20 protein-coding genes are annotated in these 20,647 nt (G+C 68.4%); 12 read left to right on the forward strand and 8 right to left on the reverse strand.

Annotation, left to right across the window (positions count from 1 at the left end; translation table 11 throughout):
• The first annotated feature begins 13 nt into the window (after positions 1 to 13).
• The 3 genes from ACWEVR_RS28540 to ACWEVR_RS28550 all read left to right on the forward strand — a co-directional run bounded on the left by ACWEVR_RS28540 (position 14) and on the right by ACWEVR_RS28550 (position 1,678).
• Positions 14 to 652: a TetR/AcrR family transcriptional regulator gene (locus ACWEVR_RS28540; RefSeq protein ID WP_452469447.1), complete on the forward strand. Its 639-nt coding sequence runs from the start codon at positions 14 to 16 to the stop codon at positions 650 to 652.
• A 336-nt stretch (positions 653 to 988) separates the two neighbouring features.
• The gene (locus ACWEVR_RS28545) at positions 989 to 1,453 is read left to right on the forward strand and encodes a hypothetical protein (RefSeq protein ID WP_452469448.1); all 465 of its coding nucleotides are present in this window, start codon (positions 989 to 991) and stop codon (positions 1,451 to 1,453) included.
• Positions 1,454 to 1,459: 6 nt separating this feature from the next.
• Positions 1,460 to 1,678, forward strand: a complete 219-nt coding sequence (locus ACWEVR_RS28550) for a hypothetical protein (RefSeq protein WP_452469449.1) — start codon at positions 1,460 to 1,462, stop codon at positions 1,676 to 1,678.
• A gap of 19 nt (positions 1,679 to 1,697) precedes the next feature.
• On the opposite strand, the gene ACWEVR_RS28555 is transcribed toward ACWEVR_RS28550, so the two are convergent.
• Entirely contained in the window at positions 1,698 to 2,288 is a 591-nt protein-coding gene (locus ACWEVR_RS28555; RefSeq protein WP_452469450.1) for a TetR/AcrR family transcriptional regulator, read from the reverse strand.
• 350 nt (positions 2,289 to 2,638) lie between these two features.
• On the opposite strand from ACWEVR_RS28555, the gene ACWEVR_RS28560 reads away from it, so the two are divergent.
• Together ACWEVR_RS28560 and ACWEVR_RS28565 are read left to right on the forward strand one after the other, a co-directional pair.
• Complete coding sequence (locus tag ACWEVR_RS28560) at positions 2,639 to 4,078, forward strand: APC family permease (protein ID WP_452469451.1); 1,440 nt, start codon at positions 2,639 to 2,641, stop codon at positions 4,076 to 4,078.
• Positions 4,079 to 4,161: 83 nt separating this feature from the next.
• A complete protein-coding gene (locus tag ACWEVR_RS28565) occupies positions 4,162 to 5,070 on the forward strand; it encodes an NAD(P)-dependent oxidoreductase (RefSeq protein WP_452469452.1) in 909 nt (302 codons plus the stop codon).
• Positions 5,071 to 5,125: 55 nt separating this feature from the next.
• Here the strand turns inward: ACWEVR_RS28565 and ACWEVR_RS28570 are convergent, their stop codons facing one another.
• The 7 genes from ACWEVR_RS28570 to ACWEVR_RS28600 are packed head-to-tail and all read right to left on the reverse strand — an operon-like array spanning position 5,126 to position 13,620.
• Entirely contained in the window at positions 5,126 to 6,700 is a 1,575-nt protein-coding gene (locus tag ACWEVR_RS28570; RefSeq protein WP_452469453.1) for an AMP-binding protein, read from the reverse strand.
• Positions 6,693 to 8,141, reverse strand: a complete 1,449-nt coding sequence (locus ACWEVR_RS28575) for a flavin-containing monooxygenase (RefSeq protein ID WP_452469454.1) — start codon at positions 8,139 to 8,141, stop codon at positions 6,693 to 6,695. The genes ACWEVR_RS28570 and ACWEVR_RS28575 overlap by 8 nt, the downstream gene beginning before the upstream one ends.
• Positions 8,142 to 8,195: 54 nt before the next feature.
• Positions 8,196 to 8,960 (reverse strand): gamma-glutamyl-gamma-aminobutyrate hydrolase family protein, encoded by a 765-nt coding sequence (locus ACWEVR_RS28580; RefSeq protein WP_452469455.1) that lies wholly within the window; start codon positions 8,958 to 8,960, stop codon positions 8,196 to 8,198.
• Positions 8,957 to 10,063: a Zn-dependent alcohol dehydrogenase gene (locus ACWEVR_RS28585; protein WP_452469456.1), complete on the reverse strand. Its 1,107-nt coding sequence runs from the start codon at positions 10,061 to 10,063 to the stop codon at positions 8,957 to 8,959. The genes ACWEVR_RS28580 and ACWEVR_RS28585 overlap by 4 nt, the downstream gene beginning before the upstream one ends.
• A 21-nt stretch (positions 10,064 to 10,084) precedes the next feature.
• Complete coding sequence (locus ACWEVR_RS28590) at positions 10,085 to 11,578, reverse strand: aldehyde dehydrogenase family protein (RefSeq protein ID WP_452469457.1); 1,494 nt, start codon at positions 11,576 to 11,578, stop codon at positions 10,085 to 10,087.
• 43 nt (positions 11,579 to 11,621) lie between these two features.
• Complete coding sequence (locus ACWEVR_RS28595; RefSeq protein ID WP_452469458.1) at positions 11,622 to 12,989, reverse strand: glutamine synthetase family protein; 1,368 nt, start codon at positions 12,987 to 12,989, stop codon at positions 11,622 to 11,624.
• The gene (locus tag ACWEVR_RS28600) at positions 12,979 to 13,620 is read right to left on the reverse strand and encodes a hypothetical protein (protein ID WP_452469459.1); all 642 of its coding nucleotides are present in this window, start codon (positions 13,618 to 13,620) and stop codon (positions 12,979 to 12,981) included. Before ACWEVR_RS28600 ends, ACWEVR_RS28595 begins: the two co-directional genes overlap by 11 nt.
• Before the next feature lie 142 nt (positions 13,621 to 13,762).
• On the opposite strand from ACWEVR_RS28600, the gene ACWEVR_RS28605 reads away from it, so the two are divergent.
• The 7 genes from ACWEVR_RS28605 to ACWEVR_RS28635 all read left to right on the forward strand — a co-directional run bounded on the left by ACWEVR_RS28605 (position 13,763) and on the right by ACWEVR_RS28635 (position 20,584).
• Positions 13,763 to 14,725 (forward strand): alpha/beta hydrolase, encoded by a 963-nt coding sequence (locus tag ACWEVR_RS28605; protein ID WP_452469460.1) that lies wholly within the window; start codon positions 13,763 to 13,765, stop codon positions 14,723 to 14,725.
• A gap of 67 nt (positions 14,726 to 14,792) precedes the next feature.
• The gene (locus tag ACWEVR_RS28610; protein WP_452469461.1) at positions 14,793 to 15,815 is read left to right on the forward strand and encodes a dihydrodipicolinate reductase; all 1,023 of its coding nucleotides are present in this window, start codon (positions 14,793 to 14,795) and stop codon (positions 15,813 to 15,815) included.
• 137 nt (positions 15,816 to 15,952) lie between these two features.
• Complete coding sequence (locus ACWEVR_RS28615; protein WP_452469462.1) at positions 15,953 to 16,816, forward strand: phytanoyl-CoA dioxygenase family protein; 864 nt, start codon at positions 15,953 to 15,955, stop codon at positions 16,814 to 16,816.
• Positions 16,817 to 16,852: 36 nt separating this feature from the next.
• A complete protein-coding gene (locus tag ACWEVR_RS28620) occupies positions 16,853 to 18,124 on the forward strand; it encodes an aspartate aminotransferase family protein (RefSeq protein WP_452469463.1) in 1,272 nt (423 codons plus the stop codon).
• Positions 18,125 to 18,241: 117 nt separating this feature from the next.
• Positions 18,242 to 18,910 carry an MspA family porin gene (locus tag ACWEVR_RS28625; RefSeq protein WP_452469464.1) on the forward strand — a complete coding sequence of 223 codons (669 nt, stop codon included), beginning with the start codon at positions 18,242 to 18,244 and terminating at the stop codon, positions 18,908 to 18,910.
• 59 nt (positions 18,911 to 18,969) lie between these two features.
• Positions 18,970 to 19,632, forward strand: coding sequence for an MspA family porin (locus ACWEVR_RS28630; RefSeq protein ID WP_452469465.1), 663 nt, complete (start codon positions 18,970 to 18,972; stop codon positions 19,630 to 19,632).
• 79 nt (positions 19,633 to 19,711) lie between these two features.
• The gene (locus tag ACWEVR_RS28635; protein WP_452469466.1) at positions 19,712 to 20,584 is read left to right on the forward strand and encodes a phytanoyl-CoA dioxygenase family protein; all 873 of its coding nucleotides are present in this window, start codon (positions 19,712 to 19,714) and stop codon (positions 20,582 to 20,584) included.
• Positions 20,585 to 20,647 lie beyond the last annotated feature (63 nt).

The following is a 20,647-nucleotide window of genomic DNA, read 5'->3' on the forward strand; positions in this document are numbered from 1 at the left end:
ACCCGAGGTCCCCATGATCGTCTCCACACCGCGGTCGCAGCGCCGCCTCACGCGCCGCAACCAGTTCCTCGACATCGCACATCACGCCTTCGCCACCCGCGGCTACCACGGGGTGACCATGCAGAGGGTCAGCGCATGCGCGGGGGTCACCAAACCTGTTCTCTACCGGCACTTTTCAGGAAAGCTCGAGCTCTACCTCGCCGTCGTCCAACGCTATCTCGATCAACTCACCGATGCCGTACGTGCGGCCTCGGGATCGACTTCGTCTCGCCACCACACCGTCGAGCGCACTGTCGAGGCGTTCTTCGATCTCGTCGAACATGACGCGTCGGGTCTGCACGTCCTGATCTTCGACTCCTCTCTGCCGAGTGAGCCGGCAGTCAGGTTGCGGGTGCGACAGGCGGTGGCCGACTTCACCATCACCGTCGCCAGGATGTTGCACCCGCACAGTGAAACTCCCCTGCGCGCGAACCTGCTCGCCTCCTGGCTGATAGGTGTCGCGATCGCCGCGGCAGGGCAATGGCATCGGGAAGGCCGCACGGTGTCCAAGCGCCGCGCCGTGGCCACCGCAACACACCTGTGCTGCGCGGGCTTGTCGGGCAGCACAGTCAGTGAGCCGCGTGTCGCCGCTCCGACAGCAGCCGTCGCCTGACGCCGGCTCGTCGATCCAGAGGACCAGACCCACGGGTCCGCGCCATCCGGTGGCGGAGCCGACCTTCCGCGAGGTCCTCGGTCATGGGTGCCCCGCTGCCCGGCCCGGGTGCACGATGCACCCTGGCCCGACGAAAGAAGGTGCGCACTGTCGTTGCGGCCCGTCGCGTCGGCTTGTGAAGATTGGGACATCACCAGCGGAAACGATGAGGGAGTTCGCGAACGACCGGCGATCGGGGCCGGTTCTGGGCGACACCACGGATATCGAGCCAGGAAGCGAGTGCACACCGATGGATATTTGCTCGGGTGCGCTGGGACTCCCGTCGAAAGGCAGCGCGTGACGACATGGCGAGCGACCTCGATGTCGCGCGAGGAGATTTCGGCCGCGGCGTTGGCGCAGGTGAAGTACTACAAGCAGCGCTGCGGTATCACCGCGTTCCTTCGGGCAGGCAGCGGCCGGATCTTCGTCCCGGCCGGGATCGTCGGCGCCATCGTGGCGCCCGCCGCGCAGGCCGCCGCCCTGGTGCGGCGGCTACCCCTGGTGGTGCCTGCCATCATCGACCGCGGGTTCGGTCGGCGAACGACCTGGACACTGCTCACCGCGCCCGTTCCCGGCCACCTGCGCCGCAGTGCGCTGACCAGGGAAGTACTGGATCGGTGCGGAGCAGGCCTCGTCGACGAGGGTGATGAGATCTCGCTGCCCTCCCCCGCCGACCCAGCGCTGCGCTGGCACGGTGGCGCCCCGACCGACCGCTACCGTCCCTCGCCGGTGTCGATCATCTCGGCCATGCGCGGCAGGTGAGTCGCCGTGCCCACCCAGCGCTCGCCCCGACCCGGGGAACCCGACACCCACCTCCGGGTCATCGCCGGAACGGTGATCGCCGACTTCCGCGGTTGCCGCACCGCTGTCCGGAACTTCGTGCGCGACTGGCTTTCTCGCCCGCACCCCGGCATCACCGTCGAGGAGATCCGCAACGGGCTGCTCCCCGCCCAGCGAATGCCGTGTGAGAGTCTGTGGATTCACTGACCTGCGCGGTCTCCGGACATCACGCCGGCACGGATCCCGTATCGACCGGCTGGGCGGCGCCAACGATGCTGTCGCACATCGCCGGGATGCCCGCGCAGAAGACGTCGAGATAGGCCTCGACGCGCTCCGGATCCTGATGCGCGGCCCATTGCACGACCAGCGCGTCGCTGGTCGAGATCAGCACCGAGGCGAGCGCTCGAATGTCCTCCGCGCGCGCGGCCGTGCCTGCCGCTCGCTGCAGAATATCGGCCACCGCCCCCTGGTAGACGTCGTAGGACTCAGCCGCGAGGGCGGGCCGGTTGCGGACCATCCACAGGTAGAGGTCGAGCTGGGCCAGCGCGTAGTCGGGTCGCTCGACGACCCAGCGGCCCGAATGCCGGACCAGCTCGACAGCGGTGGCCCGCAGATCGCCCAGCTCGATCTCCGCGAACGGTTCGGTGGCCCGGGCCGCGAGATTCTCGAAGACCGCGCGAAACAGACCGTCCTTGTCCCGGAAGCAGTAGTGCAGCGAAGCCAGTGGCGCATCGGCCGCCTCGGTGATCCGGCGGGTCGTCGCGCTCGCGACGCCGTGCTCGGCGATGACACGCACCGCCGCCTCGAGAATCTGCACGGAACGATCCGCTGTCGGCACGTGAGCCACGGTGGTCCACCCCTTTCGCTCGTCGGCGGTTCGACACGCCGCCAATCTTGACTGAATCAAGCGTACAGGCCCCGCGACACCTTTCGATCATGCCCACCACGGCGCGGCGACCGGCCAAGACACCGCCGGAGACAGACCACATCAACCAATTGAATCAATCGATTTAGTCGAAGCACTTGATCAAGCGCTTAGTCACCTCTATCGTTCGATGTGCCTCAGGTCACACAGATGGCCGTCCGATACGCCATCCATCACGCGGGTGAACCCGATCACGACGGGGCCTGGGCCTGCTCGATTCCACTGAACGAACGGATATGCCGATGACCATCGACGACCCCAATGCCCCACCGGTGCAACAGGATTCGGAGGAAGCCCAGCATCTGCGGGGCAACCTGGGGATCATCCAGCTCGTCTTCACCGTCTTGGCGTTCAACGGCCCGCTGGGGGTGGTGGCCGCGTTCGCTCCCGTGGTCATCGGCTACGGAAACGGGATCGGTGCGCCCGCCGCCTACCTCGCCGCGGCAGGTATCGTCGCCTTGTTCGCCGTCGGCTTTCTCAAGATGTCGCGCCACATCGCCAATCCCGGCGGCTTCTATTCCTTCGTCACCGCCGGACTCGGCAAACAGGTCGGACTCGGCGCGTCCTTCCTCGCCGTCACCTGCTACTACATCCTGCTCCTGGCCGTGTACGCGGTCGCCGGTCTCTATCTCGAGATCGTCGTCGGCGGCCTGCCCTGGTGGATCTGGGCGCTGGTCCTGCAGGGCGTGGTCGGGGCTTTCGGCTACTTCAATCTCGACTTCTCCGCGAAGGCGCTCAGCGTGTGTCTGTGCCTGGAAGTCCTGTTCGTCGCCGTCTACGACATCTTCGTGGTGGCGAAGGGCGGTGCGACGGGACTCAGTGCCGACTCGTTCCTGCCGGAACACGTCTTCTCGGGCAATGTGGGCATCGCGCTGCTCTTCGGGATGCTGTGCATGGGCGGCTTCGAGGTGACCGTCATCTTCCGTGACGAGGTGCGCGATCCCGATCGGAACATCCCCCGCGCGACCTACGCGTTCATCGCCCTGATCGGCCTCGTGTACGCCGTGTCGACCTGGGCCATCATCCAGGCGATCGGTCCCGCCGACGCCGTGGCCCGGACCGCCGCCGACCCGACCGGATCGTTCCTCGGCACGCTGCACACCTTCGTCGGCTCCTTTGCCGAAGACCTCGTCGTCCCCCTGCTCACCACGGCCGGATTCGCCGCGCTGCTCGCCACCCACAACGTGTTGGCGCGGTACGCGTTCAACCTCGGCGTCGACGAAGTGCTGCCCCAGCGCATCGGATTCGCCCACCCGCGCCACGGGTCGCCGCACCGGGCCTCGGTCGGCATCTCGGTCCTCGCGCTGATCGGATTCCTGGCGTTCGTGGTGTGGGGCGCCGAGCCGAAGCTGCTGTACGCGCAGCTTTCCGGCGCGTTCGGCTACGGCCTGATCATGCTGATGCTGATCACCTCCGCCGCCGTCATGGTGTTCCTGACCCGCCGCCGCCCCGACGACACGACCGTCTGGCACCGGCTGATCGCGCCGGGCCTCGCGCTCGGCTGCCTCGTGGTCGTCCTCTGGCTCGCCACGACCAACATCTCCGCGCTGATCACGGCGGGGACCGGCGTCGTGATCGCCGTACTGGCACTGCTCTACGGATCCGTTCTCGTCGGCGCCGCCTACGCCTGGAAACTGCGCGGCAGTCGCCCGGAAACCTACGCCAAGATCGGGCGGCAGTAGCCGCTCCCACCGGCGGGCGCCCACGCTCCACGTGGCTGCCCGCCGCCTTCTCAATATCGAAAACCATTGGAGGAGAACGAATCGTGGAACAGCAACCGACGTTCGACGTAGCCCTGCTCGGCTGCGGGAACATGGGCGCCGCCCTCGGGCGTGCGCTGCTCGGGGTCGGCTACAGCGTGGTCGCCTGGAACAGGACCCCCGAGAAGTCACAGGCCCTCGAGCCGGACGGTGCCCGCTCGGCGGACACCGCGGCCGAGGCCGTGGGATCGGCCCGAACGACCGTCGCCTGTGTGCGGGCCTACGACGACCTCGAAAAGGTCCTCGCCACCGTCGACATGCCCGCCGGACACACGCTGATCAACGTGACGACCGGCGCACCCCACGACGCCGACCGGCTGCGGCAGTGGGCCGAGACCCAGCGGGTGCGCTACCTCGACGGCGCCATTCTGGCCTTTCCCGAGCAGATCGGCGCCCCGACCTGCCAGCTGCTGGTGGCCGGATCGCCGGAGGTCTGGGAATCCCACGGGGACCTCGTCCGCGCCATGGGCGGCGCGTCCCGGCACGTCTCCGCGAACGCGAACGGTGCGAACGTCCTCGATCTGGGCGGTGTCGGCGCGTTCTACGGCGTGAGCGTCCTCGGCTTCATCGAGGCGGCCAGGTACGTGACGGCCTGCGGTGTCTCCGTCGACGAGTTGCTGCTGGTGGCTCGACAGCTGGACCAGATCCTGCATGCCGCGCAACAGCAGTGCGTCGACACCCTCACCTCCGGCGACTACTCGACCGATCAGGCCACCGTGGACGTCTACCACTCGGGGTCGTTGACTTTCCGGGACACGATGGCCGAACGAGTCGGGCCCGCGCCCATGATCGAGGCCGCGGCGGGACTGCTCGCCCGTGGCGTCGACGCGGGCTTCGGCCAGGAATCCCTGTACGCGCTGTACAAGCTCTATCAAGACCGTGGAGCGAATCAGTCTGTCGCACAAGTGCAGTGACACACGGAACGGCCCCGGAGCGCAGACGCTCCGGGGCCGTTCGGTTTCGGCACCGTCAGCGAGGCGGAAGCTGATCGCGGTGTTCCTCGGCCGCCCGGTCTCGCAGCAGAAACTTCTGAGTCTTGCCCGTCGACGTCTTGGGCAGCGGACCGAACACCACCCGGTGGGGCGCCTTGTACCGCGCCAGCTGCCGCTTGACGTGCGCCACGAGCTCGTCCGCCGTCGCGGCGGCGCCGGGCACCAGATGCACGAACGCCACGGGAATCTCGCCCCACCGCGCGTCCGGGGTGCCGACGACGGCCGCCTCTAGCACGGCCGGATGCTCCGCGAGCACGTGCTCGACCTCCACGCTGGCGATGTTCTCACCCCCGCTGATGATCACGTCCTTGCTCCGGTCGCGCAGCTCGATGGAGCCATCGGGATGGCGCACCGCGAGGTCACCGGTGCGGAACCAGCCGTCCGGAACAGCGTCGCCGGTCGCGGCGTCGTCGTGGAGGTAGCCGAGCATGACATTGTTGCCGCGCAGCGCGATCTCACCGATCGTCGCGCCGTCGGCGGGGACGTCGTCGCCCGCGCCGTCGACTACCCGCGGTGGCAGCGACACGAGATTGCCGACGCCCTGGCGCGCCTTCAGCCGGATCACGGTCTCCTCGTCGAGGTCTCGCCACTCGGGTACCGCCTCGCAGAGCAACGCGGGCCCGAAACTCTCGGTCAGGCCGTAGAGATGGGTGACGTCGAATCCGAGCCGTTCCATCCGGCGCAGCACCGCGGGCGCGGGCGGAGCTCCCCCGGTCCCCACCGACACACCGTGGGACAGCGACGCGGCGGACTCGGCGTGCGCGATCGTGTCGAGCACGGCGGGGGCACCGTTGAGACCGGTGACGCCTTCCTGCCGGATCAGCCGCCAGATCTCCGCGGCATCGACCTTAGGCAGGCAGACATGGGTGCCGCCGGCCGCGGTGACGGCCCAGGTGAAACACCAACCGTTGCAGTGGAACATGGGCAGGGTCCACAGATGGACCGAGTCGGGTCCCAGCGCGAAATGACCCGCCATCGCCAGCGCCTGCAGATACGCCCCGCGATGGTGGTACATCACGCCCTTCGGCGCGCCCGTGGTGCCGGAGGTGTAGTTGATCGCCAGCAGCGACCGCTCGTCGGTGACCTCCGCCTGGAACGGCGCGGCGCCCGCGATGAGTGCCTCGTAGCCGGAGTCGGGGTGACCGGCGGCGATCACCACCGGCGGCGTCGCCATCGTGGCGCACACCTCCTCGACGAGGTCGGCGTACCTGGCGTCGCGGATGAGCACCCCGCTGCCGGAATGCGCCAGGATGTAGGACAATTCGCGGACACCGAGCCGGGTGTTGAGCGCCACCAGGGGAACTCCCGCCCACGGCACCCCGTAGTGGGCTTCCAGGAGTTCGTGGGTGTTGGGCGCCATGATCGCCACGGGCCTGCCCGCGGCGAGCTCGCGCAGTCCGCCGGCGAGCCGACTGCACCGGTCCCGGAATTCGCGGTAGGTCCAGCGCAGTTCGCCGTCGACCACCGCCACCCGGGATCCGTGCGCGGCGGCGGCCCGGTCGAGGAACGCCGTGGGTGTCATCGCCGCCCAGGCGTGCGCCGCCTCAGACATAGCGCAGCACTCCGTCGTCGACCGAGTCGAGCAGTCGCAGCGTCTCCTCGTAGTTCTGCGGGTTGAGCCACGGCTCCCGGTCCCCTTGCGCGGGCATCCGATCGGCGGCGCGCTGCATGTAGCCCGAGGTCACCCCGGCGCTGTAGGGCAGCCGGGGCATGGTCTCGCCGCCGGGCGGCAGCGTCGGGGTGACCTGCTTCGCGCCGACCTTGTCCATGTGCTGGAGCACCCGGCACAGGAAGTCGTCGACCACCTCGACCCGCAATGTCCACGACGAGTTCACGAAGCCGAAGGCGTAGGTCATGTTCGGCACGCCGGAGAAGGCCAGGCCCTTGTAGGTCCAGCAGCGGCCGAAGTCGACGATCTCGCCGTCGACGTCGAAGCTCGCCTCGCCGCCCATGACCACGTTGAGCCCGGTCGCCTTCACGATGATGTCGGCGTCGACGTGGGTGCCGTCGCGCATCGCGAGGCCCGTCGGGGTGAGCCGCTCGATGTGCCCGGTGACCACGTCCGCCGATCCGTCCCGGATGGCCTCGAACAGATCGCCACCGGGCACCACGCAGACGCGTTGATCCCACGGCTCGTAGTCCGGCGTGAAGTGCGCCTCGCGGACCTCGGCACCGACGATCTCGTCGATGCCGTCGAAGATCATCTTCTTGAATTCCTCGGGGTATTGCCGAGCCTGACGGTAGGTCTCCTGCTGGGCGTGCAGGTTGCGCAGGCGGATCTGCCGAAACGCGGCCTCGGGGCCGACCTCCGCGCGCAACTGCTCGGCGTCCGGATCGACGGTCGGCGCCACGTAGACGTAGGTGGGCGAGCGCTGCACCATGGTCACCTTCGCGGTCTCGCCCGCGAGGTTGGGGATCAGCGTCACGGCGGTGGCGCCAGATCCGATCACCGCGACATTCTTGTCCTTGTAGTCGAGGTCTTCCGGCCACTCCTGCGGGTGCACCAGCTGCCCCTGGAACGAATCCTCTCCGGGCAGTACAGGATTGAAGCCACCGCGGTAGCTGTAGTAGCCGGTGGCGAGGTGGACGAACCGGCAGCGCAGCCGCGACTCACCGTCCGTGCCGGTGAGCCCGAGGGTCCAGGTGCCGTCGGCGCTGCTCCACGACGCGGTGGTCAGGCGGGTGCCGAACCGGATCTTCGCGGTGATCCCGAATTCGTCGGCGGTCTCGCGCAGATAGTTCTTGATCGCGGCACCGGAGGCGATGGCCTCCGGCTCGGTCCAGGGTTTGAAGCCGAAGCCGAGCGTGAACATGTCGCTGTCGGAGCGAATGCCCGGGTATCGGAACAGATCCCAGGTGCCGCCGACGGATTCGCGCATCTCGAGCACCACGAAGCTCTTGTCGGGGCAGTTGCGCTGCAGATCCGCCGCGGCGGCGATGCCGGAGATACCGGCGCCGACGATGACAACATCGACCTCGGCCAAGTCGTTCAATTCCTTCTCCTAATCCGTTGAGCTCGCCGACGACCCGGCGCTGCTGGGTGAGCGCTACCGCGCCGCGACGATGACGTTCGCCGCGACCACGCGGGCTTGCTCGATCAACCACGGAAAGCACGGCTCCAACTCGACACTGGCCTCGGGATGCCATTGCACGCCGAGGACCGGCCTGCCGGGCAGCTCGATGGCCTCGACCACGCCGTCGGGCGCCCGTCCCGAGACGACCACACCGTCACCGGGGCGATCCACCGCCTGGTGATGCCAGGAGTTCACCCGGGTCCGGGAGCCGTACAGCGCGGCGGCCAGGGTGCCCGTGGCGAAGTCGACCGCGTGTTCGCGGTCCGGGCGCCGGTCCGGGAAGGTGGCGAGCGAATAGTGTCTGATCCCCCGGTGTGGCAGGTCCGGCACCAGCGTTCCGCCCAGCGCGACGTTGAGGACCTGATGTCCGCGACAGACGCCGAGCACCGGGATCCCGCGCTCGAGCGCGTGGTGCACCAGGGCGATCTCGTAATCGTCGCGGCGCCGGTCGATCGTCAGCATCTGTCCGCCGATGGCGGTCGGTTCCGGCGCGGGTCCACCCCAGAGTTCCGGGTCGACGTCCTGCCCACCGGTCACCACCAGCGCGTCGACGCGGGCGATGACCTCGGGTCCGGCGCTCTCGTAGGGCAGTTGCACGGAGATGCCGCCGGCTTCGGCGATCTTCGCGCCGAACTCCGCCCAGAACATGTCGGCCTGGGCCTCGGCCCATCGGCTGTCGAGACCGACGAGGGAGGTGGCGGGGATCCGCCTGCCGGTGACGGCGATGACGGGTTTCACGATCCACTCCTGATGTCGACGACCACGCGGGTACCGCCCGCGGTCTTCATGAACTCGAATCCTTCGTTGATCCGTTCCAGGGGCACGATCGTCGACAGCATGTCGTCGAGATTCAGGCGGCCCTGCTCGTAATACCGGACGTAGCCGGGGATGTCGGTCGGGAACTGGTTCGAGCCCATCAGCGCGCCCTGGAGCCGCTTCTCGAGCAGGAACAGGTCCGAGCCACGGATCGAGATGGGTTGGCTGTCGGGCACCAGCCCGACCACGGTGGCGATGCCACCGGGGCCGAGCATCGCGAAGGCCTGCTCCACGGTGGCGGCGAAACCGACGGCCTCGAACGAGTAGTCGACCCCGCCACCGGTGAGCTCACGCACCGCCGCCACCGCGTCTCCCGTGCCGGCCCGCACGGTCGCCGTGGCGCCGAACATCACGGCATCGGTCAGTCTGGCCTCGACCGCGTCGACGGCGATGATCTCGCGGGCACCGGCCAAACGCGCGCCCTGGATCGCCGCGATGCCGATCCCGCCGCAGCCGATCACCGCGACTGTCGAACCGGGTTCCACGCGGGCGCTGCGAAAGACCGAGCTCAATCCGGTGACGACCGCGCAGCCGAGCACGGCAGCCGGTGCCAGCGGCATGCTGTCCGGGATGCGGACCGCGGAATGTTCGTGCACGACCATCGCCTCGGCGAACGCGCCGAGGCGCGCCGTGGGGTGCACGGACTGCCCGCGCGCGTTGATCAGGACGGGCCGGGTGCGGCTGCCCAGTGACCCACGGCTGGAGCACAGGGTCATCCGGCCGGACAGGCAGAACCGGCATTCCCCGCAATAAGTGCTCAAGCAGGTCACGACGTGATCGCCGGGTCGGAGCGTGCGGACCTGATCGCCCACGGCCCGAACCACCCCGGAGGCCTCGTGACCCAGCAGAGTCGGGCACGTAGCCGGCCAGGTGCCCTCTATTTCATGCAGGTCCGAGCGGCACAACCCGGAGTAGTGGACGTCGATGAGTACCTCGTCCTGGCCTGGATCGTCCAGGACGAGTTCCTCGAGCTCGAGCTTTCCGGGCGCCGTGTTGAGCACGGCCGCGGTGATGGTTGTCGGCATGTGGGTCTCTTTCAGCGATCGCTAGAGCGCGATCCAGGTCGTCTTCAACTGGCTGTACTTGTCGATGGCGTACACGCCCTTGTCGGCGCCGTTGCCCGACAACTTCCGGCCGGCGAAGGGAGTCGACGGCGCACCGCCCTCGTAGGAGTTGACCCACACGTTCCCGGCATCGATGCCACGGGCCACGCGGTGGATTCGCGACACATCGCGGGTCCACACCGATGAGGCCAGGCCGTAGTCGGTGTCGTTGGCGAGCCGTAGGGCCTCTTCTTCGTCACGGAACGGCTGGATACAGACGACCGGACCGAAGATCTCGGCGCGGGTGATCTGCATCGAGGGTTCGGTATCGACGAAGACCACGGGCGCAACGAGGGAGCGCCGCTCGTCGAGTGCGTGTTCGGCACCCGTCAGCAGCGTGGCACCTTCGGCCACACCCGATTTCACGAACTCGAGCACGGTGTCGCACTGGCTGCGGCTGCTCAGTGGTCCGAGATCTGTGCCCGGATCGAGCGGATCGCCGATGCGCAACGCCGAGGCCTGCTCGCACACGCCCTCGACCACCTGGTCGTAGACCGACTGCTCGACGAACAGCCGTGTCCCGGCGGTGCACATCTGCCCGGTGTTGTAGGTGAACGCCCAGACAGCGGTGCGGATGGCAGCGTCGAGATCGGCGTCGGCGAAGATGATGTTCGGCGACTTGCCGCCCAGTTCCAGCGACACGTTCTTGCCGTTGGACACCGCGGAGGCGCCGAGCAACTGCAGGCCCACCTCGGTCGAACCGGTGAAGGACACACAGGCCACGGTGTTGTGCCTGCCAAGTGCCGTGCCGATGACCGCGCCGCGACCGGTCACCACCTGCAGGACGCCGTCGGGAAGCCCTGCGGCGCTGCTCAATTCGGCCATCCGCAGCGACGACGGCGAGGTCTGCAGCGCGGGCTTGAGAATCACGCTGTTGCCTGCCATCAGCGCGGGCGCCAGCTTGGCCATGGCCAGGCTGAGCGGGAAGTTCCACGGGGTGATCGCCGCGACCACACCGAGCGGTTCGCGCGTGACCAGCGCCACCACGTCCTGCAGGCCACGTGGGGAGTCGTCCATGAGTTTGTCCGACAGCTCGCCGTACCAGCGCAGATTCCGCACGGCAGAGGCGATTTCGACGTCGCGGGCCTCACGCGCCGGTTTGCCCATCTCGCGCGAGACCATGACGGCCAGCCGATCGGCGTCGCGCTCGATCAGATCCGCCCACGCGATCAGGACGCGGCCTCGTTCACGCGGTGGGATCCGTGACCAGGAACCACCGTCGAAGACCGCGCGGGCGTTGCCGACCATGCGCTCCACATCGGCGGCCGAGGCGGCCGGCACACGGGTGAACTCCTCGCCCGACCACGGATCGCGCAATGGGAGCGTCTCGGCGTCTGCCGCGTCGGTCCAGGTGCCGCCCTCCCACATCCGGAAATTCGCCGGGATCGCGGCACCCAGCGCACGCAGGTCCTCACCGCGCGAGATCGTGTTCGTCATGCTCGCCACTGCCTTCCGTGAATGATGAATGCCGGTTTCGCGGTCATGCGAGCTCGAAGTAGCGCAGCGACTCCCAGACCGAGATCTGCTCGTCGGTGCGTTCGGCTCCGGTGTGGTAGGAGAACCATTCCCACCGACGCAGGCCCACCCAGTAGTCGACGAACTCGTCGCCCAGGTACCGGCGCAGCTGGTCGTCGGCGGCCAGCGCGGAGATGGCGTCGTAGAGGTTCTTCGGGACCACGGGAACGGTGCCCGGCGCCAGCGCCCAGGCCATCCGGTCGAAGCGCGGCGGCGGTGTCGTCTTCTCGTCGAGTCCGAGCAGGCCACCGGCCAGGAACGCGGCCAGCGTGGAGTACATGTTGGAGTCGGAGGCGGGCAGCCGGTACTCCAGGCGGGTGGCGGACGGGCCTGCCAGCACCGCGCGCACGGCACACGATTTGTTCGCTACGCCCCACGTCTGCGTGGTCGGCGGGCCTTCCAATTCCATCAGTCGCCGGTAGGAGGTGATCGTGGGCAGCGCGAAGCTGGTCGACGCCTCGAGCGTGGCCATCACCCCGCCGAGGAAGTGCAGCATCCGCTCGCTCGGCTCGTTCGGCGCGGACGCGTCGAAGAAGATGTTGCCGTCGGCGTCGCTGACCGAGACGTTGAGATGGGAACCCTGCCCGTACTCCGCGGACCACTTGGACATGAAGGTCACCGACCGGCCGAGGGAGTAGGCGACCTCACGCATGACCTGGCGGGCGCGCGCCCACCGGTCCGCGGCGGTCACCGGGTCGGCCGGGGCGATGTTGAACTCGATCTGACCGGTCGCGGCCTCGTCCGACCACGCCTCCCAGGGCAGGCCGATCTCGTCGAAGCGAGCGACGACCGCCTCCATGTACTCCGTGTGGTCCGGCGACTTCGCGTGGACCAGCGCGGCACCACTCGTGCCGCCGAGCGGCGTGAGGTTCTGGTACTGCTGCGCGCGTGCCTGATCGATGGACTCCTGGAAGACGGTCGCCTCGATCTCGACACACGCCAGCACGTTCAGGCCACGCTCGGCGTACGCGGCCGCGATCCGCTTGAGCGCCTGTCTGGGGTCCGCCGCGACGGGCTCGCCCTGGAGGGTCCAGAGGTCGCCGATCACCGAAGCCATCCCGGGCTTCCATTCGATCAACGTGTCCTCGTCGGGCCGCAGTTCGATATCGGTGATCAGGCCGTTTCGCCGCCATTGCGGGTGGTCGTAGCCGAGCGACGAATTGTTGCCGAGGTCGAGGCCGAGGACCAGATCGGGCACCGCGACGCCCTTGTCGCGACACGAGCGATACTTCGCCGGCGACAGCGTCTTGCCGATCAGCACACCGTCGTGATTGGTCGCCTCGAGCCGCACGCTCGACACGGCGGCCAGGTCACCGAGCTTGTCAGACTTCACCGAACACCACCTTGAGGTTGGCGCCGAACAGCGCCGAGAAACTGGACACAGAGCCGTCGACCGCGAGCTCGCCGCCCGCGAGTTCGTCGGTGATCAGGGAGCGGCCACCGAAAAGGCGCGCGAGCGCCGCGGACGTGCCGAACAGCTGGTAGCCGTTGTCGGCGAGGTCGCCGAAATCGGCGGAGGCGTCCTCGTCGAAGCAGTAGACGCCGAGGCCACCCGGCACGCCGGGCACCGCGTGCACGCGGTCCCAGAAATCCGCCGCCGCCGAGCGCCAGTCGACATCCCGGCCGGACAGCAGGACCTGGACCTCCTTCGCGAAGCCGTCGAGCGCCTCGCCATCGATTTCGGCCGGAGCCGGATCGGACCACCGCACGTCCCAGGAGAGGTCGGGCTCGGATCCGTCGGCTGCGGCGGCGACGGCGATCTGCGCGCCGACGAAGGTGAGGAAGGTCTTTTGCGCGTCGGTCGTCGACGAGAGGGCGACGGTCCGCGGTTCCTCGGTCGCGGTGAACGTCGCACCGTAGGCGATCGCCTCGCGCAACCGCCGTGCCACCGAGAGAACCATCGGTGTCGGGCCGCCAGTCACCGCCACTTCCCCGGTTACCACGTGGCTTGCTGATTCGGGCATATCCGCCTCTCTCCATTGAGATCGCGCTCACATTCACGAGATCGTGTGACAGAATCATGTGATCTAATCAACTGATTTGTCAAGAGCTGCCGATGCTCTTCCCGTGAAGAAGCCGAGGTAGGCGAACCGAAAGGACTCTCGGATGGGCCTGTCCGTAGCCGCCATGATCGACATGCTCGACGCCGACGAAAGGGCGTTCGCTCACGCGTTGCTCGACCACGCGCCCGCTCCCCCCTACTCCCGGTACGGGGTGGACGGCGTGCGCTCCCTCTTCGATTCCACCGAGGCCGCCGCGACCCCGACGCGACCTGTGCACAGCGCCGAAGAGCGGACCGTCGACAGCCCGGCCGGGCCGCTCCGGGTGCGCTGCTACCGCCCCTCCGCCGCACGAGACCTGCCCGCGCTGATCTACATCCACGGCGGCGGCTTCGTCGTGGGAACACTGGCCGGCGTCGACGAACTCTGCAGAACGCTCAGCATCGAGGCGGACTGCGTCGTGGTCTCGGTCGAATACCGGCGCGCGCCCGAACACGTCTTTCCCGGCGCCGCCGACGATTGCCTCCGGACCTACGAGTGGGTCCAGCGCGAGGCAGCTTCGCTGGGGATCGACCCGTCTCGCATCGCACTGGCCGGCGACAGCGCGGGCGGGAATCTCGCGTTGTCGATCTGCACCAGCCTGGCCGCGGCGGATCAACCCGCACCGAGCGCGCTCGTCCTGGCCTATCCCGCGACATCGAACACCCACTCCGGCCCGTCCTGGGAGGCTTTCGAGGACGCGCCGGTCCTCTGCAAGGCCGATGCGATGTGGTTCTGGTCGAACTATGCCGCGGGCACCGGAGCGGATCAGGATCCGCGCGCCGTCCCGCTCCTGTCACCCGCCCTCCACGCCCTGCCGCCGACTCTGGTGATTTCCGCCGAGGTGGATGTCCTGCGGTCGGACTACGAGCATTTCGCCGCCGTGGCCTCGCGCGCAGGCGCCGAGATCGAGATCCGCCGCTACGACGGCGTGTTGCACGGCTTCTTCACCGAGGTGACCACGATCGGCAAGGCCACCCTCGCCGCCTCCGACGCGGCACTCCACCTGCGCAAGCACTTCGGCGACTGAGCGCGCTCGCACACCCTGTCAGCGATACCTCCGCGCCCGAGCGCACCCCAGTGAAGGAATGAGCAGAATGAGTCGAACCGGAATCGCCATCGTCGGACTCGGCGCCGTGGGCAGGGAAGCTGCCCGAACCCTCCTTGCCCGCGACCGCGCGAGCGTGACCGCCGCCGTGGACCGCGACCCCGCGCTCGCCGGCCGAGATCTGGGCGAGCTGCTGGGCCTCGACCCGGTGGGAGTCCTCGTCGCCGGTGACCTCGGCGCCGCGGCGGGCTCCCGCACCGCGCTGGTGGCCACCACCTCACTGCTCGCCGAGCTCGAGCCGATCGTGGCGGAGCTGGCGGCGAGCGGAGTACACGTCGTGTCCATCTGCGAGGAACTCGGCTTCCCGTGGCGTGAGCAACCCGAACGCAGCCACCGGATCGACGAGATCGCCCGGCGGCACGGGATCGTGGTACTCGGCACCGGCGCGAATCCGGGGATGCTCATGGACGTCGTCCCCACCGTTTTGTCCTCGCTCGCGCCGACCGTCGAGGGGGTGGTCGTGCGGCGCACCGCCGAGATGGCCTCCTACGGCGGAATCCTGCAGAAGTTCGGCTTCGGGCTCACCCCTGCGGAATTCACCGCCGCGGTGGCCGAGAGGCGCCTGCCAGGGCACTTCGGTTTCGCCGAATCGATCGGTGCGCTGTCCTGGGCGCTCGGCCTCGAACTGGACGCCGTCGAGGTCGGCACACCGGAGATCGCCGTGCTCGCCGAGCGGGAACGGGTCGGACCGCACGCGCGCATCGCGGCGGGCACGGTCGCCGGGATCACCCATGGCGCGCGCGGTTCGTACCGTGACGATGTCGTCGTGGACCTGAGTATCCATTTCGGGTTCCGCCCAGAACTGGACGCGGTCGAGCTCGGCGATCGATGGACGCTGCGGACACCCGACGGCGACATCACCGTCGGCGCCCCCGGCGGCTTCGCCAGCGCGCCCGCGACGGTCGCCGTCGCCTGCAACGTGGTCGAGGAAGCCGCGACGCTGACGCCCGGCCTGCGCACGATGCTCGACCTGCCCGTTCGATCCCTCGCCGCGAACGGCAGGGCGCGGTGATCATCGCCTCCGCGACGGCGGCCACCTCGCCGGTGATTCCCGGCCGACCCTTGACACATCGTGTCTTCCGTCACACAATCGAATCACTCGATCAGATCATTTGATTCAAACGTTTGGTTTACCGAAATGAGGAGTTCATGAACGCGCCAGTGAAAGCCACCCTGCGGTCGGTGACGGAAACGACCCCCCTCGCCGAAATTCTCGCCATCGTGGCCGAGGACGGCGGCGTGATCATCGAGAACTTCCTGTCGCAGGATCAAATCGCGCGGTTCAACAGCGAGATCGAAGCGCCGTTGACCGCGCTCGCGCCCGGCTCGACCCACGAGATCGAGGCCGTCGCCGATTTCCACGGCAGCAACACCAAGCGGCTGACGAACCTGGTGACGCACAGCAAGACCTTCCGCGAGGAAATTCTCGACAAGGACCTGGTGCACGAACTCTGTGACGCCACCTTCCTCGAGGAGTCCGGCACCTACTGGATGACCACCGCGCAGGTCATCGAGATCGGCCCCGGGAACAAGGCGCAGATCCTGCATCGCGACCTGGAGAACTGGTTCCCGTTCATCGGGATGGGCCCGCAGGGTCCCGAGGTGACCCTCAACTTCCTGATCGCGTTCACCGACTTCACCGAGGAGAACGGCGCGACCCGGGTGATCCCGGGCAGCAACCACTGGCCCGACTTCGAGGATCGCGGCACGCCCGAGGTGACCGTACCCGCGCTCATGCGGGCCGGTGACGTGCTCGTCTTCAGCGGCAAGACCGTCCACGGCGGCGGCGCGAACGTCACCACCGACCAGTACCGCCGTGCCGTCGCCTTCGCGCTGAACCCGGGCTTCCTCACCGGCGAGGAGGCGTATCCGTTCCTCGTCGACATGGCGATCGCCAAGCAGCTCTCCCCCCGGGTGCAGCGCCTGCTCGGCTTCCGTTCCCAGTACCCCACCGGTTCACCCGGCCTCTGGCAGGTGGACTACACCGAGCTCGGCGACTACCTGCAGCTCTGAGGCCCGGTACCTCTGTCACCTCTAGCAAGGAAAACCATGGGAATCGAATCCTCCGTCACCGCATTCGAACGCACCCGGCGCAGCCTGGGCGGTGGCGTCAGCTCCGGCCTGCGGGCCACGATGCGGCCGGTCCCGCTCTTCGTGGAGCGGGCCAGCGGGGCGTACGTGTGGGACCTCGACGGCGACCGCTACGTGGACTACGTCATGGCATGGGGGCCGCTGGTCCACGGCCACAGCCACCCCCACGTCGTCGACGCGGTGACGCGGGTGATCACCTCGATGCAGGTCGTCGGCATGGGGCATCGCCTCGAGTACGAGGCCGCGGAGGCGGTACTCGCCTCGGTCCCGGGCGCGCAGCGGCTGGTGTGGACCAATACCGGGACCGAGGCCGTGCAGGTCGCGTTGAAGTTCGCCCGTGCCGCGACCGGCCGCCACCGCGTCGTCAAGTTCGCGAAGGCCTACCACGGCTGGCACGACAGCGTGTACGCGAGCATGACGGCCGACGACACGGGTGAGGCGGCCGTTCCCGCCGGCCGCGGGCAGAGCCCGCATGCCCACGCCGACCTGATCATCAGCAGGTTCAACGACACCGCGGCCATCGCGGAGATCCTCGCCGCCGCCGAGGAACGGCAGATTGCCGCAGTGCTCATCGACCCGATCATGAGCAACGCGGGCGTCACGAACCCGGCACCCGGCTTTCTCGAGACGATCCGCGAGCTGTGCGACAAGCACGGCGTCGTGCTGATCTTCGACGAGGTCATCGCCGGCTTCCGGATCGCGCGCGGTGGCGCCGCCGAGAAGTTCGGCGTCCACCCCGACCTCTCGGTGTTCGGCAAGGCGATCGCGGGCGGGTTCACCCAGAGCGCGGTCGTCGGACGCGCCGACATCATCGATCTCGTCGACGACGGCCTCACCCACGCCGGCACCTTCAACGGCAATCCGGTCGCGCTCGCGGCGGTGAAGGCCGCGATGGAGCTGTCCGCCGAGCCGGGCGTGTTCGCGAAGCTGGACGAGCTGGGCGCCGCCTTCGAGACAGCGATCACCGACGTGTTGACCGCAGCGGGCGCACCGGCCGGTCTCCGGCGGGTCGGGTCGCTGTTGCAGTTCGCGCCGCACGATCAGCAGACGAGTCTGCACGGCACGGACGGGCTCTGGGCCGAGATCACCGCGGGCATGGTCGAATCCGGCGCCGTCTTCATGCCGTCCGGAAAGATCTTCGTCAGTACCGCCCACACGCTCGCCGACATCGAGGAAACCGCCGCGCTCCTCGAGCGAGTTCTCCAGCGGGTCTCCGCGCGCCCGGCGTAGCGGCGCGGGCCGGACAACAACCCCCTTCGTCTTTCACCTCTCGAAACATCCGACATTCGAGCGGTCGATGCGGCGTACCCGAAATCAGCAACAGAATCAAAGGAGATTCGGATCATCATGAGTTCTCGTAGGGCAAGGACCCGCTCGACCACGGCGCTGGCCGTGGCCGGTATCGCCGCGGTGTCCTGCGCCGTCGCGGCCGCGGCACCCGTCGGCGCCGACGCTTTCGTGCCGCTGCCGGACGGCACCAAGTCGGGTCCGGGCGTCACGCTCACCCGCACCGGCGAACACGCCCTGGTGTCGCCGTCGATGGCGGCCAACGGCGCGGGCCGGGTGGTGTGGGTATCCGGCCGGGCCAGTGCCGACGTCGCCGTCACGCCGGAAGGTGAGGTGGGCCCGACCAACGGCCCGACAGGCAGGCCGGGCAGCAACAACTCCTCGACCCACGGCGCCTCCCAGCTCAACACCGGCTACATCGTCGGCTGCCAGGTGAGCATCGCCGACGACGCCATCGGCGCCGGGGTGTCCGGTGGGATCTCCACCGGCGGGGTGAGCGCGGGCGGATCGATCGGGGTCAACCTCGGTCCCGGCGAGGTGAAGCTCGTACAGATCGACTACAAGGACATCCTCGAACCGGGGGTGTACTCGGTGGAGTACCGCGACGCCGAGATCGAGATCCAGGGCTGCGCGGGCTACGCGCAGGCCCGCGCCTACACCGTGGTCGAGATCATCGGCGACCACTACTCCAAGACCTCGCTCTACGGCGCCCCGTTCAGCATCGGCTGAACCAGCCCGTCCTCCCTCGCTTCGCCCTCGCGAAACCTCAAACCACCAAGGTGAATTCGATGTTCAACCGTCAGTATCTCGCCCGCCTCGGCGTCGGCGCGGTCGCCGCACTCGCGCTCGGCCTTGCCGCCACACCCGCGACCGCGGACACCTTCGTCCCGCTGCCCGGCGGTGAGCTCGTCGAGACCCTGTCCGACGGCACCGTCGTGACCGTCCGGCTGACCGGGGAATCGGCGAATATCAACCCCTCCCTCGGCTCGACGCCGGTGCATCGCAACGCGTGGGTCTCCGGGACCGCGCAGGTCGAACTCGCCGGCACCGGCGCCGAGGCCGGCGGCCTGGTCCTGCCCGGCTACGTCGTCGGCTGCCAGGTGAACATCGCCGGCGGCGGTGTCGGCGGCGGGGTGGAAGGCGCCTCGGATTGGGAGGGCAACGCCAGCGCCGGTGCCAACACCAGCGGTGAGCTCTCCCTCGGTCCCGGCCAGGCCGAGTCGTTCTACATCCTCGACCGGGAGAAGGCCGACGACTTCGGCAACGAGTCGCACAAGGCCTACAACGTGTTCTCCGGTGGCAGCGGATCGGTGGCCTGGTCCGACCAGACCATCGGCCTGTCCGGCTGCGGCGGATACGCCCAGGCCCGCGCCTTCGTCAGCGTCGAGATCGTCACCGAGCGCGTCACCAGCTGGGTGACCCTGTGGGGCCAGCCGTTCAGCCTCGGCTGACACCAGGTCCGCCGGGGGGGCACCCGCCGCCCGGCGTGCCCGTACCAGTCAACCAACCTTCCCGAATGGAGTCGAAACCATGACCGCAGTACAGCCCACCCAAGCCCTGGAATCCGTGTCAGCCGATACACCGGTGGCCGACATCCTCGCGATCATCCGACGCGACGGCGGCGTGATCATCAAGGGTTTTCTGACCAAGGACCAGATCGACCGATTCAACGCCGACGTCGAGACCCCGCTGCAGGCCCTGCGGCCTGGATCGACTCATGACAACGAGATCGTCGCCGCGTTCCACGGCAGCAACACCAAGCGGCTCACCAACCTCGTCACCCACAGCCCGACCTTCCGTAACGAGATCATCGAGAAAGACCTCGTCCACGAGCTGTGCGACGCGGTGTACCTAGAGGAGTCGGGCACCTACTGGATGACCACCGCTCAGGTCATCGAGATCGGTCCGGGCAATGCCGCGCAGATACTGCACCGCGACCTCGGGAACTGGTACCCGTTCATCGGCATGGGTCCGCATGGCCCCGAGGTGACCATCAACTTCCTGATCGCGTTCACCGACTTCACCGAGGAGAACGGCGCGACCCGGGTGATCCCGGGGAGCAACCACTGGGAGAACTTCGAGGACAACGGCACACCGGAGGCGACGATCCCGGCGGTGATGAACGCGGGTGACGCGCTCGTCATCAGCGGCAAGGTGGTCCATGGTGGCGGCGCCAACAAGACGACCGACGAATATCGGCGCGGCGTCGCCTTCGCCTTCAACCCGGGCTTCCTCACTCCGGAGGAGGCGTACCCGTTCCTGGTCGACCGAGAGGTCGCCGAGACACTCCCGCCGCGCGTGCAGCGGCTCCTCGGCTTCCGCTCCCAGTACCCGACCGGCTCCCCCGGCCTGTGGCAGGTCGACTACGCGGACCTCGCCGACCACCTCGGTCTCGATTCCTGACCTCGCCGCACCCGCTCCGATCACCGGTCACTCGAGGTCACCCAGGACGGGGCTACCGAGACG

The organism is Nocardia sp. NPDC003979, assembly GCF_053605015.1.